The sequence below is a fragment of the Streptomyces roseirectus genome, assembly GCF_014489635.1.
GTDB classification, from domain to species: Bacteria; Actinomycetota; Actinomycetes; order Streptomycetales; family Streptomycetaceae; genus Streptomyces; species Streptomyces roseirectus.
Genome location: NZ_CP060828.1, coordinates 9502329 through 9513997, shown reverse-complemented (window position 1 = coordinate 9513997; position 11669 = coordinate 9502329). Strand labels below are relative to the sequence as shown.

The following is an 11669-nucleotide window of genomic DNA, read 5'->3' as shown; positions in this document are numbered from 1 at the left end:
GCCCGCCATGGTCACCAGAACCCGCTTCGACGACAGCGACTGCCCCGTCGCCCGGTCCGTGGACGCCATCGGCGACTGGTGGTCCCTGCTGATCGTCCGCGACGCCTTCGACGGCAGTCGGCGCTTCGGCGAGTTCCAGCGCGGGCTCGGCGTCGCGAAGAACATCCTCAGCGCCCGCCTGCGCGCGCTCGTCGCCGCCGGCATCCTCGACACCGTCCCCGCCTCGGACGGCAGCGCCTACCACGAGTACGTCCTCACCCCCCGGGGCAAGGCCCTCTTCCCGGTCGTCGTCGCCCTGCGCCAGTGGGGCGAGGAGCACTTCTTCGCGCCGGACGAACCCCACTCGCGGCTCCTGGACCGCCAGGACGGCCGACCCCCGCGCCCGCTGGAGGTGCGTGCCGCCGACGGCCGCCGTCTCGCCCCCGAGGACACCATCGTCCACAAGCTGCCCTGACCTCCCCCAACACCGCTTCCCCACCGTGGACTTGGCGGTACCTTGTGACCGTGCCCTCACCCACCGCTCTCGTCCTGACGGCGCTCCCGGCGGAGTACGAGGCCGTACGCGCCTACCTGACGGTCACGGAGGAACTGGTCCTCGCGGACGGCACCCGGGTCGAGCGCGGCGGGCTCTCGGACTCGCCCTGGGAGGTCGCGCTCGCGGAACTGGGCGAGGGCACGGAATCCCCGGCCTTTAGACCAGGGAGCGGAAGTCAATTCCAGGCCGGCGACGCCTTCACCCGGGCCGGTGCCCTCGACGAGGCGGCCCAGGCGCAGGCGTCGGCCCGGTCACTGGCCGGGTGAGCAGGGCCTAGAGGCGGCCGGTGACCTTGTCCGGGGTCACCCGGACGATGACGCGGTCGCCGTCGTTCTTCGACGCCGGGTTGAAGGTGGCGTAGTCTTGGCCGGTGTACTTGAGGGAGAGTTCGGCGACCAGGTCCTTGTCGGGGTCGGGGGTGAGGGTGGCGGTGCCGCGGATCTCGGCGTAGGTGTAGGGGTTCTCGGGCGGGTTGACCATGACGGTCACGCGCGGGTCGCGGGCGATGTTGCGGCCCTGGGCGCGGTCGACGGTCGTCGAGAACACCAGGTCGTTCCCGTCACGCTTGATCCAGACGACGGTGAGGTGGGGGCGTCCGTCGGCCGCGAGGGTCGCCACGGTCGCGAAGACCTTGGAGTCGTCGAGGTACGCCTTCAGTTCGTCGGAGAGTTCGGCTGCCATGGTGGGGAGTCCTCTCTTGTCGGGTGTGCTGCGAGGACAACACTCTCGCACCGTCAATTCATCCTCGCCGCAGGGGTGTTGACGACGTCACCAGGTGACGGGCAGCTTCTCCACCCCGTGGACCGCGCGTCCGGTGAAGGCGAACTCCTCCGGTTCCTTCGCCAGGCGCAGCGCCGGGAAGCGCGCGAAGAGCATCGGCAGGGCGGTCTGGAGTTCCGCGCGGGCCAGCGACTGGCCGAGGCAGTGGTGCGGGCCGTGCCCGAACGCGAGGTGGCGGTCGGCGGCGCGGGTGACGTCGAGGGTGTCGGGGTAGGCGAAGACGGCCGGGTCGCGGTTGGCCGCCTGGAGCGCGACGACGACGCCGTCCCCCGCGCGGATGGTGACCCCGCCGACCTCGACGTCCTCGGTGGCGACGCGGCGCATGCCGATGTGGACGATGGTGAGGTAGCGCAGCAGTTCCTCGACGGCGCCCGGGACGAGGGTGTCGTCTGCGCGCAGCGCGGCCAGTTGCCCGGGGTGGCGCAGGAGGGCGATCGTGCCGAGCGACAGCATGCTGGCCGTCGTCTCGTGTCCGGCGATCAGGACCTGGACGAGGAGGCCGGCGGCCTCGGCGGCGGTGGCCTCGCCGGTGGCGACGCGCTCGGTGGCGAGGCGGCTCAGCAGGTCGTCGGCGGGGTCGCGGGACTTGGCCGCCAGCAGTTCCTGGAGGTAGCCGAAGAGGGCGCCCCAGCCGGCGCGCATCGCCTCGGGTCCGGCGGAGACGGTCGCGAAGGCCGCCGCCTGCCGGTGGATGAACTTCCGGTCGGAGTAGGGCACTCCGAGGAGTTCGCAGATGACCAGGAGCGGGAGCGGCAGGGTGAAGTGCTCGACGAGGTCGGCGGAACTCCCCCGCGCTTCCAGGCCGTCGAGGAGGTCTGCGGTGATCTTCCCGATGGCCGGGCGCAGTTGTTCGACGCGGCGGAAGGTGAACTCGGGGATCAGCATGCGGCGCAGGCGCGTGTGGTCGGGCGGGTCCATCGCGAACAGCTGGCCGGGGGTGCGCGGCGGGGTCGTCGGCTGGAGGCCGGGGAAGCCGGGCCGGACGTTCTCGGAGCTGAACCGGGGGTCGCTGAGGACGGCGCGGGCGTCGTCGTGCCGGGTGACCAGCCAGGGGTGCAGGTCGCCCCAGAGGGTGATCCGGCCTAACGGCCGTTCCGTGATCCAGCTGCGGTACTCGGCGGCGGGGTCGAGGAGGGGGCGCGCGGTGGGCAGCGGCGGCGGGGTGGTGGGGGTCATGCGGGGATCGTAGGGGAACTGCTTGAGTTCTCACATACCGCGTGATCCGCGCCGAGGCGGAATCCGATCACCGGTTCGGAGTGCTCCGCAGCGGTCCGGCCTGTGCGGTGCCCGCCGGCAGGACCGCCAGGGCCGCCGAGGCCGCGTGCGTGGCCAGTGCGGTGAGTCCCGCGGTGGCGCTCCGCCTGCGCGGCTTCCCGGCGGGCGCCGGCGGCCGCGTCCGCTGTCGCGCCTGCGGGCGCGTTCAGGGTTCCCCGGAATTCTTCGCGGGAATTCGCGGAAGCACGCCACGCTTCTCGGCCGAGGTTCCGGCCCGCGACGCCACGTCACACCGCGCGTCCCCGAGCGGCGAAGGCTCGACGCCTGGTCAGCGGGCGGGGGCGCCGCACACCGTCCGGCGGCAATCCGCTGCCGGACGTCAACACGGCGCGAGTCGGTGTGCCGGCCCCGTCGTCCACGTCAGAACAGCCCGTTGCCGTGGGGCAGTTCGGACGGGACGGGGGCGATGACGTCCCAGTGTTCGACGATCTTTCCGTCGGCGACCCGGAAGAGGTCCCAGTAGGCCACCGGGACGCCGAACTCGCCCTCGGACTGGAGCAGTACGAGATCGCCCTCGGCGACGACCTTGTGGACCTGCCGGTAGACCAGGTTCTTGCCCTGCCCTGCCCACCGCGCGGCGGCGGCGCCGAAGCCGTCGAGGCCGTCGGCGGCCTCGGGGTTGTGCTGGTGGTAGGTCTCGGTGGAGATGTAGTCGGTCAGGACGGAGTAGTCGGCGCCCTTGAGGACCTTCTCGGCGAACTCGACGACCAGCGCGCGGTTGGCCTCGGTGCGGTCGAGGTCGGCCGGGGCCGCCGGGCCGTCGGTCTGGGTGCGCCCGGAGGCGGTGTCGCGGACGAGGGGCGTGAGGGCGTCCCAGTGCTCGGCGAGCCTGCCGTCCGCGTCCACCCGGAACAGGTCGAAGGCGACCAGCGGTTCGGGGCCGAAGCCGTGGTAGGTGCCGTGCAGGGCGACGAGGTCGCCGTCGGCGATCACGCGCGCGCCCTCGTAGCGGAACTCCTGCGACAGCCCGGCGACGAGCTTGCGCAGCGGCTCGGGGCCGTCCGCCGCGAGGCTGCTGTGCTGACGGTAGTCAGCGGCCACCCAGCGGTCCACCGCGCTCGGGTCCCGGTCCCCGAACAGCTCCCCCGCCGCGTTCAGAACGATCTCCTTGTTGCCCATGGCACCTCTCCTGTCTGGGTTTTCCTTGCCCCTCCACTCTCGCCGCGTTTCCTCCCGCGCGCACGGTAGAGTCAGGCATGGCCATGGTCGAAACGGGACAACCTCCGGTGGTCGAGCGCGGGTACCGCAACCCGACGCGTCCGGGGTTGCGGATGGAAGTCCTCACCTTCGCGGAGATCGCCGGACGGCTGTCCGGGGCCGAGTTCCGGCGCGTGCACCGGCTCGACTTCCACCACCTCACCCTCGTCCACGGCGGCACGGGCACCGGGATGGTCGACTTCCTCCCCACATCGCTGGGGCCGGGCACGCTGCTGCACATCCGGCCCGGTCAGGTCCAGCGGCTGCCCACCGGCGCCGACGGCTCCCCCGCGCACCTCGACGCCACGTCCGTCCTGTTCACCCCCGACTTCCCGCCCCGCCTCCCCGCGGCCGCCCGCCTCGACGTCGTCGGCCCCGAGCTGTGGCGGCCCGCGCCCCCGGACCACGGGCCCCTCCGGGACGCCTTCGCCGGGCTCGCGGCGGAGTACGCGGCGTATCCGGGGGCGGCGCCCGACCTCTCCAGGGAACTCCTCGGGCATCTGCTCGCCGCGCTGCTGCTGCGGGTCGCGCGTCTCCCCTCGCCCGACGGGCGGCCCCGAACCTCTCCCGACGAGCCGTACGCGCGATTCCGGCGGGAGCTGGAGCGGTCGTTCACGACGCTGCGCCAGGCCCACGACTACGCGGCGCGGCTGGGGTATTCGGTCAAGACGCTCAACCGTGCGTGCCGGCGGGCCACCGGGCAGACGGCGAAGCAGCTTGTCGACGCTCGGGTGGTGCTGGAGGCCAAGCGGTTGCTCGCGCATACGGATCTGCCGGTGGCGGCGATCAGTCATCGTCTGTCGTTCAGTGAGCCGACGAACTTCGGCAAGTTCTTCACGCGGACGACGGGGGTGACGCCGGGGGTGTTCCGGGAGGGGCAGCGGTGAGAGGGGTGGGACGGGGGCGTTGAGGCGAGGGCGTTGTCAGTGGCGGGTGCGATGCTGGCCGGCATGACCACCTGGAACCTTCTCGACCTCGACAGGGCGCTTCGCGCCTCCTGGGCCGCCGACACATGTTCGCCGGACAACCAGGACGACTGGGTGCCCGCCAACCCCGCGTGGGGGCACTGCGACGTCACGGCTCTGATCGTCAACGACGTGTTCGGCGGGGACCTCGTCGTCGGCGAGGTGTATCTCGACGGGGTCCAGCACGGGTTCCACTGGTGGAACCGGCTCGCCAGCGGGGTCGAACTCGATCTGACCCGGGAGCAGTTCCTGCGGGGGCAGAGCATCACGGCCGCGCGGGTCGTGGAGCGGCCGCCGGGGCCGTTGCCCCGGCGGTGGGACGAGTACCTGGTGCTCCGGGAGCGGGTGGAGGGCCTGTTGGGGAAGTTGCCCGAGCCGGTCTGAGGCAGGGGGGCGCGATTCTTGCCGTTTCCGCAAGTTTCCGTGCCCCGGCGCGGGGCGCCTGGCAAGACTGAGGGCCCTTCGACCTGAGGAGTCCCATGAGTACCCAAGACGCCGTCGCCTTCTGGAACGACGTGTACGCCGCCCGGCCCGTGAACGAGGATCCACGCCCGAACGTCCGCCTCGTCGAGGCCGTGGCCGGCCTCGAACCCGGTGACGTCCTGGACCTCGGATGCGGCGAGGGCGGCGACGCGCTCTGGCTCGCCGCAGAAGGCTGGCAGGTCACCTCCGTCGACATCTCGGCCGTCGCGGTCGAACGCCTCGCCTCGCTCGCGCGGGCGCGCGGTCTCGGCGACCGCGTCGACGCCGTGCAGCACGACCTCGCCGCCGCCTTCCCCTCCGGCACCTACGACCTCATCAGCGCCCAGTTCCTCCACACCCCCCGCCCCCTCGACCGCCCCGCCGTCCTCCGCTCCGCCGCCCACGCCCTGCGCCCCGGCGGCCGCCTCCTCATCGTCGACCACGGCTCGACCGCCCCCTGGTCCTGGAACCAGGACCCCACCATCCACTACCCCAGCCCCCACGAGGTCGCCGACGCCATCGCCCTCACACCGGAAACGTGGACGATCGAACGCGCCGAGGTACTACGCCGACTCGCCACGGGCCCGGAGGGGCAGACGGCCGAGGTCGTCGACCACGTACTCGTCGTGCGCCGCGCTGGGTGATCGGTGCCCGCAGGGCAGTTGCGTGCGAATTGCGTGGTGCTTGCGTGGTGAGGAGCCTTCAACCACTGCCACAGTCAGGGAACTCCGGACATTCACCAGAATGTCCGCCCAGACGAGAGGCATCGTGATGAAAAGGATCAAAGCGGCTGCCGTGGTGACGGCGGCGCTGGCAGGCGTGGCCGTCGCCACGGCACCGGCGCAGGCTCACGGGGCATACGTCGACATCTCGCGCAACGGCTGCACGTACACGGGCTACAGCAACCACAGCTACGCCTACACCGAGAAGGAGTCGGGCAGTTGCGCAGGGCACGCGTGGCTCCGGGTGCGCGCCAACAACGTGATCAGCAGCTGGTACCACGACCCGAACTGGGTGCTGTTCATCGCGGCTTCGGGAACGAGCGTCCAGGTCAGCGATCACAAGAGCTGCGCCGACTGTTCGTACAAGAACATCAGGCACTAGAGCGCTCCTGACATGAGGTACTGGCATCTCGGCGTCGCCGCGTCGCTGCTCGTGCTCCCGTTGAGCGGATGCGGTCAGGAACAGCGGGGGCCGGTCATGTCGACCCCGACCGCTCAGTTCCACGACCACATCGGCGAGCGGGAGCGCGAAGAGGGCCGGGCCGGGCAGCGGGCACTGCTGGCCGACGGCTCCGCCAGCAGGGGTGACTACGAAGCCGCCGTGTCCAGGCTGCGGACGTGCCTGGCCCGAGGCGGCGTCGCACTCGTGAATCACGGCTGGAATCCGGTGAATCATCAGAGAATGAGCCTGTGGTACAAGGGTTCGTCCCTGTCGGACGACGAGGCGGCCGCCTACGGCGATCAGTGCCACGCGGCTCATGTGGCCGACGTCGAACTGCGGTACGTCGAGCAGCATCCGCCGCGGATGTCCGCCGCGCTCCTGGCGAGCACACGCCCGTGCCTGTCGGCCGGCGGTATCGCGACCACGGGGGACGAGGAGAGCCTTCCCGAGCTGGTGCGGGCCGTGGGGCCGGACCGGAAGAGGGACGTGTTCGAGTGCGTGTCGAAAGGCATCTCGAAGCGCTATCCGGACAAGCTCTTCGTCGTGAGCTGACCGACACCGGAACCCGCCGGGCGCGAAGGCGCCCGGCGGGTTTCCATGTGCCGCGGAATCCCCCTCACACCCCTCCAGCCGTCGCCCCCGGCAGCCTTCCCTTCGCTCGGGCAGCCACCGCGTTCAGCGGGCGGGCGATGTCTTCGAGGGACCGCCGCTCGGCGCGGACGGCCAGGGCGGCGGCGGTCAGGCCGGCCGCGCACATGAGGGCGGCGCCGATGGAGAAGGCGAGCACGGTGTCGGCGACCCGTCCGGTCTCCGTGAGGTCCGCGAAGAGGAGGGGTCCGCTGATGCCGCCGGCGGCGGTGCCGAGGGCGTAGAAGAAGGCGATGGACATGGCGCGGGTCTCCATGGGGAAGATCTCGGAGACCGTGAGGTAGGCGCTGGAGGCCCCGGCGGAGGCGAAGAAGAGAACCGCGCACCAGCAGGCGGTCAGCGTCCAGGCGTCGAGGGCGCCCCGGTCGAAGAGCCAGGCCGTGGCGAAGAGGAGGAGCCCGGAGGTGAGGTAGGTGCCGGAGATCATGACGCGGCGTCCGGCGGTGTCGAAGAGCTTGCCCAGCAGCAGCGGCCCGCAGAAGTTGCCGACGGCGATGACGGCGAAGTAGTAGCCGGTGCGGTCGGCGGGGACGTCGTAGAACGCCGTGAGGATCGCCCCGAACCCGAAGGTGATCGCGTTGTAGAGGAACGCCTGGCCGATGAAGAGGGAGAAGCCGAGGACGGCGCGCCGGCGGTAGCGTCCGAAGACGGTGCGGGCGATCTCCAGGAAGGTCACGGAGCCGCGCTGGTGGATCTCCAGCGAGCCTTGCGGCGCGGGCAGCGGTTCGCCCTTCTCGGCCTCGACGCGCCGTTCGATCCCGGCGACGATCTCCTCCGCCTCCCGGTCCCGCCCGTGGATGAGCAGCCAGCGTGGGCTTTCGGGCACGTGCCTGCGCACGAGGAGGATGACGAGGGCGAGGACGGCGCCGAGGGCGAAGGTGAGCCGCCAGCCGACGTCCTTGGGCAGCAGCCCGGTGTCGAGCGCGACGATCGACAGCAGCGAGCCCCCGACCGCGCCCAGCCAGAAACTGCCGTTGATCATGAGGTCGACCCTGCCCCGGTACTCCGCCGGGATCAGTTCGTCGATCGCGGAGTTGATGGCCGCGTACTCGCCGCCGATGCCGAACCCGGTGAGGAAGCGGAAGAGGAAGAACCACCAGGCGTCCCAGGAGATCGAGGTCAGCGCGGTCGCCCCGAGGTACACGGCCAGCGTGATCATGAAGAGTTTGCGCCGGCCGAAGGTGTCGGTGAGCCGCCCCCAGAACAGCGCGCCGACGCAGGCCCCGGCGACGTACAGCGCGGCGGCGATCCCGGTGATCTGGCCGGAGGTGATCGCAAGGCCGCTGCCGGGTTCGGAGAGGCGTCCGGCGATGTTGCCGACGACCGTGACCTCCAGGCCGTCCAGGATCCATACGGTGCCGAGGCCGATCACGATCGTCCAGTGCCAGCGGGACCACGGCAGGCGGTCCAGCCGTGCGGGGATGTCCGTGGTGATGGTCCCGTCCGCCGCGTGTGCGCTCATGGCTCCCTCCACGTCGTCCCCGCGGCGGGTTCCCCGATCTTCGGGGATCACTCCGCCGGGAGCCCCGGGGCCGGTTCCCTGTCCCAGTTGACGTTGAGGTGGCCGACCGCGACCGACAGCGCGGTGATCAGGAGCGGGACCAGCCACCAGGGCACGCCGGTCCAGACGCAGATCAGGCCCACGACGAAGCAGACGATGCCCACGGAGATCACCAGCCGTTTGGTGTTCGGCGGGCCGAGGAACGAGCGGGTGTGGGTGCGCGGGCGGGCCAGTCGCAGGACGCCGTGGGCCAGCAGCAGGGCGGACAGCAGCGCGGTGAACGTGCCCAGTCCGGCCGGCATCTGGTACTCGTTGCGGGGTTCGTCCGTCGTGACCTGCCGGTCGTCGCCCTTGGCGATCGTCATCAGGTCGCCCCGCCAGACGGTGCCGGTGAACTCGTCGCCCTTGTCCAGGTACTTCAGGACGGGGGTCCGGCTCCCGAAGGACGTTTCGTAGGTCCGCGACGGCGCGTCGACGGTCGTCGCCGTCAACTCCCCGCTCTGTCTGCGCGTCAGCTCCCGTCTGTCGACCGTCATCCGGACCGTGCGCACGCAGTCCTCCGACCACTCCACGGGCGGGGCCGTCCCGCAGGCGCGGGCCGCCTTGTAGTCGTCGTAGCGGTCGATGTCGGAGGGGATCCACAGGGCGAAGACGACGTACGTGGCGACGGCGGGCAGCGCGGCCAGCAGCACCAGCACCGCACCCCACGTCCGCGTGCCCGCCGTGCCCCTGGTCTTCTCGCCGCTCACCGTTCTCGTCACCTCGGCAGCTTCGCACCGGTCGGAGGGGGTGCGTGAGGCGGGTCGTCGGCAGTGACGGCGCCCGCTGCCTGCTGGGTTCCGGCAGGCAGGACCCCTCGCGCTCATAGGGTGGACCCGTGCGGAGCCTGGTTCGTCTGCCGAAGGCCCATCTCCATCTGCGTCTCGAAGGGGCGATGCGTCCCGGCACATTCACGGAGCTGACGGGCGAACGGCCGCCGGACGCCCGTGAGTTCACCTCCTTCGAGGACTTCGCCGCCCTGTACGGGGCCGCCGCCCGGCTGGTGCGCGAGGTGGTCGACGAGGGACGGCGCGCGGGCGCCCGGCTGGGCGTCGGCTTCGGCGTCCTGGTGTTCGCCCGGCGCGACGCGGATCCGTCGGAAGCGGTCCCGGCCGCCCGTCTCGCGGCCGGCCGGTCGGACGCCGGGGTGGTCGGCTTCGGCCTGGCCGGGGACGAGGCCCGCCCCGCACGCGGGCGAGTTCGCGGGCTCGGACGGTGTGCGCGCCGCGCTCGACGTCCTGGGCGCCCGGCGGATCGCCCACGGCGTACGGGCGGCCGAGGAGCCGGCGCTCCTGGCCCGCCTGGCGGCACAGGGCACGGTCCTCGACGTGTGCCCCACCTCCAACGTCGCCCTCGGCGTCGTCGCCTCCCTCTCCGCGCACCCCCTGCCCCGGCTCCTGGCAGCGGGCGTCCGGTGCACCCTCAACGCGGACGACCCCTTCCTGTTCGGCGCGGGCCTGCTCCAGGAGTACGAAACGGCCCGCACGGCCCTCGCCCTCACCGGCGTCGACGCGTGGCTGGCCGGCTCGGACGGTGTTTACGCCGGCACCGCTTCAAGAACTCCCCGGCACACTTCACGTGGCAGCGAGCCCCTTGACCTCGGCGGCGATGATCTCCAGCGCCTCGGTGACGCGGTCGTGGTGGGTGCGGTGGGAGACCACGCAGAGGCGCAGGGTGTAGCGGCCGTCGACGGCGGTGCTGGAGAGCACGACGCGGCGGTGGGCGTTGATCCGTTCAAGGAGGCGGCGGCTCGCGTCGTCGGCGCGGGCGGCGGCGGCCGGGCCGGTGTCGGCGGGGCGGACGCGGAAGATGACGGTGGAGAGGTCCGGGCGGTGCGGGACCTCCAGGGCGGTGACGCCGGACAGGGTGTCGTGGACGTGTGCGGCGAGGTCGAGTTTCTCGTCCAGGGCCTCTCGAAAGGCGGCCACGCCGTGCAGGTGCAGGGGGAGCCAGGCGCGCAGGCCGCGTATCTCGTGGGTCAGTTCGGGGCCGAGCCGGGCGGAGTCCGGGACGTCCGCGGCCGTCCGCATGTCCTGGAGGTAGCTGCCGGTGCCGTCGTGCGCCGCGTGCAGGGCGGCGGGGTCGCGGACGACCAGGGCGCCGGTGCCGAACGGCAGGAACAGGGTCTTGTGCGGATCGAGGGTGACCGAGTCGGCCTCCTCGATGCCGGCGAGGCGGTCCCGGCCGCGCGCGGTGAGCCGGAAGAAGCCTCCGTAGGCCGCGTCGACGTGGAACCAGACGTCCTCGCGGCGGGCGAGGGCGGCCAGTTCGGGCAGGGGGTCGACGGTGCCGGTGTCGGTGGTGCCGGCGGTAGCCACCAGCAGGAACGGCCGGAGCCCGGCGGCGCGGTCGGCGCGGATGGCCGCGGCCGCGGCGTCCGGGTCCATCCGCAGGTCCGGGGTGTGCGGCACGGTCCGGATGTGCGCGGCGCGGATCCCGGCGAGGCGGGCCGCCTTGGCGACGGAGTGGTGGGCGAAGGCGGTGGTGTAGACGGTGCCGCCGGTCAGGTCCTCGCCGAGCCGGTGGTGGCGGGCGGCGACGGTCGCGGAGAACGTCGCCATCGAGCCGCCGCTGGTCAGCAGTCCGCCGCTGCCCTCCCCCAGGCCGCACACCTCGCGGGCCATCCAGCGGATCACGCTCTCCTCCAGCGCGGCGAGCGCCGGGGCGACCGAGGCGAGGCCGCCGTAGCGGTTGACGGCGCGGTTGTAGAACTCGGCGAGCGCGGCCGAGTACAGGCCGCTGCACGGGATGTACGCGAGGTGGCCGGGGCCGGCGGTCTCCAGGGCGCAGTCGGCGGCCTCGTCCAGGCGCGCGAGCAGCGTTCTCAGGTCACCGCCCCGGTCGGGCGGCGGCGCGAGGAAGGACTCCACGAGGTCGGCCTCGGCCCGCGGGGGCAGGGGGCTGGTCGCGGGGCGGTCGGCGAGTCGTGCGGTGCGGTCGACGATCCGGTCCAGGACAAGCCGGCCCATCTCGGTCATCGTGGCGCGGTCGGGTTCCAGGGGCATGGGGTGCATGAGGCGGTCCGGTGCGGGTGGGAGGGATGGGAGGGGTACGGGTGCGGGTCCGGTGCGAGGGCCGGAGCACGTGACCAGGATGCGCCGCC

The 11669-nt window shown here is 72.2% G+C and carries 14 protein-coding genes and 1 pseudogene; 8 read left to right on the top strand and 7 right to left on the bottom strand.

The genetic code is table 11. The features are described 5' to 3' along the window. Window positions 1–7 precede the first annotated feature (7 nt). Together IAG44_RS40985 and IAG44_RS40980 are read left to right on the top strand one after the other, a co-directional pair. Complete coding sequence (locus IAG44_RS40985; RefSeq protein WP_187752080.1) at window positions 8–454, top strand: winged helix-turn-helix transcriptional regulator; 447 nt, start codon at window positions 8–10, stop codon at window positions 452–454. A gap of 50 nt (window positions 455–504) precedes the next feature. Continuing rightward, window positions 505–801, top strand: coding sequence for a hypothetical protein (locus tag IAG44_RS40980; protein WP_187752079.1), 297 nt, complete (start codon window positions 505–507; stop codon window positions 799–801). A gap of 7 nt (window positions 802–808) precedes the next feature. Here the strand turns inward: IAG44_RS40980 and IAG44_RS40975 are convergent, their stop codons facing one another. The 3 genes from IAG44_RS40975 to IAG44_RS40965 form a co-directional block, all read right to left on the bottom strand. After that, window positions 809–1216, bottom strand: coding sequence for a PPOX class F420-dependent oxidoreductase (locus IAG44_RS40975; RefSeq protein WP_187752078.1), 408 nt, complete (start codon window positions 1214–1216; stop codon window positions 809–811). A gap of 87 nt (window positions 1217–1303) precedes the next feature. Further along, window positions 1304–2491 (bottom strand): cytochrome P450, encoded by a 1188-nt coding sequence (locus IAG44_RS40970; RefSeq protein ID WP_187752077.1) that lies wholly within the window; start codon window positions 2489–2491, stop codon window positions 1304–1306. A 459-nt stretch (window positions 2492–2950) separates the two neighbouring features. Then, window positions 2951–3709, bottom strand: coding sequence for a nuclear transport factor 2 family protein (locus IAG44_RS40965; protein WP_187752076.1), 759 nt, complete (start codon window positions 3707–3709; stop codon window positions 2951–2953). A 77-nt stretch (window positions 3710–3786) separates the two neighbouring features. Here IAG44_RS40965 and IAG44_RS40960 point away from each other — a divergent pair, with 77 nt between their 5' ends. The 5 genes from IAG44_RS40960 (at window position 3787) to IAG44_RS40940 (ending at window position 6930) form a co-directional block, all read left to right on the top strand. Then, window positions 3787–4674 carry an AraC family transcriptional regulator gene (locus tag IAG44_RS40960; RefSeq protein ID WP_187752075.1) on the top strand — a complete coding sequence of 296 codons (888 nt, stop codon included), beginning with the start codon at window positions 3787–3789 and terminating at the stop codon, window positions 4672–4674. A 63-nt stretch (window positions 4675–4737) separates the two neighbouring features. Then, a complete protein-coding gene (locus tag IAG44_RS40955) occupies window positions 4738–5136 on the top strand; it encodes a YunG family protein (RefSeq protein WP_187752074.1) in 399 nt (132 codons plus the stop codon). Window positions 5137–5231: 95 nt separating this feature from the next. Next, entirely contained in the window at window positions 5232–5858 is a 627-nt protein-coding gene (locus tag IAG44_RS40950) for an SAM-dependent methyltransferase (RefSeq protein WP_187752073.1), read from the top strand. A gap of 127 nt (window positions 5859–5985) precedes the next feature. Next, entirely contained in the window at window positions 5986–6318 is a 333-nt protein-coding gene (locus IAG44_RS40945; RefSeq protein WP_187752072.1) for a hypothetical protein, read from the top strand. Between the two features lie 12 nt (window positions 6319–6330). Continuing rightward, complete coding sequence (locus IAG44_RS40940) at window positions 6331–6930, top strand: hypothetical protein (protein ID WP_187752071.1); 600 nt, start codon at window positions 6331–6333, stop codon at window positions 6928–6930. A gap of 64 nt (window positions 6931–6994) precedes the next feature. Here IAG44_RS40940 and IAG44_RS40935 read toward each other — a convergent pair whose 3' ends face one another. The 3 genes from IAG44_RS40935 to IAG44_RS44025 all read right to left on the bottom strand — a co-directional run bounded on the left by IAG44_RS40935 (window position 6995) and on the right by IAG44_RS44025 (window position 9884). After that, window positions 6995–8488: an MFS transporter gene (locus IAG44_RS40935; RefSeq protein WP_187752070.1), complete on the bottom strand. Its 1494-nt coding sequence runs from the start codon at window positions 8486–8488 to the stop codon at window positions 6995–6997. A gap of 47 nt (window positions 8489–8535) precedes the next feature. Further along, on the bottom strand, window positions 8536–9288 hold the full coding sequence (locus tag IAG44_RS40930) for a hypothetical protein (protein WP_187752069.1): 753 nt from the start codon (window positions 9286–9288) through the stop codon (window positions 8536–8538). 101 nt (window positions 9289–9389) lie between these two features. Then, window positions 9390–9884 carry a hypothetical protein gene (locus tag IAG44_RS44025; protein ID WP_246562889.1) on the bottom strand — a complete coding sequence of 165 codons (495 nt, stop codon included), beginning with the start codon at window positions 9882–9884 and terminating at the stop codon, window positions 9390–9392. On the opposite strand from IAG44_RS44025, the pseudogene IAG44_RS44620 reads away from it, so the two are divergent. Then, a pseudogene (locus tag IAG44_RS44620) lies at window positions 9784–10008 on the top strand (adenosine deaminase); the annotation flags it as partial. The gene IAG44_RS44025 and the pseudogene IAG44_RS44620 sit on opposite strands and share 101 nt — an antisense overlap. A gap of 132 nt (window positions 10009–10140) precedes the next feature. Here IAG44_RS44620 and IAG44_RS40920 read toward each other — a convergent pair. After that, complete coding sequence (locus IAG44_RS40920; protein ID WP_246562885.1) at window positions 10141–11571, bottom strand: pyridoxal phosphate-dependent decarboxylase family protein; 1431 nt, start codon at window positions 11569–11571, stop codon at window positions 10141–10143. Between the last annotated feature and the right edge of the window lie 98 nt (window positions 11572–11669).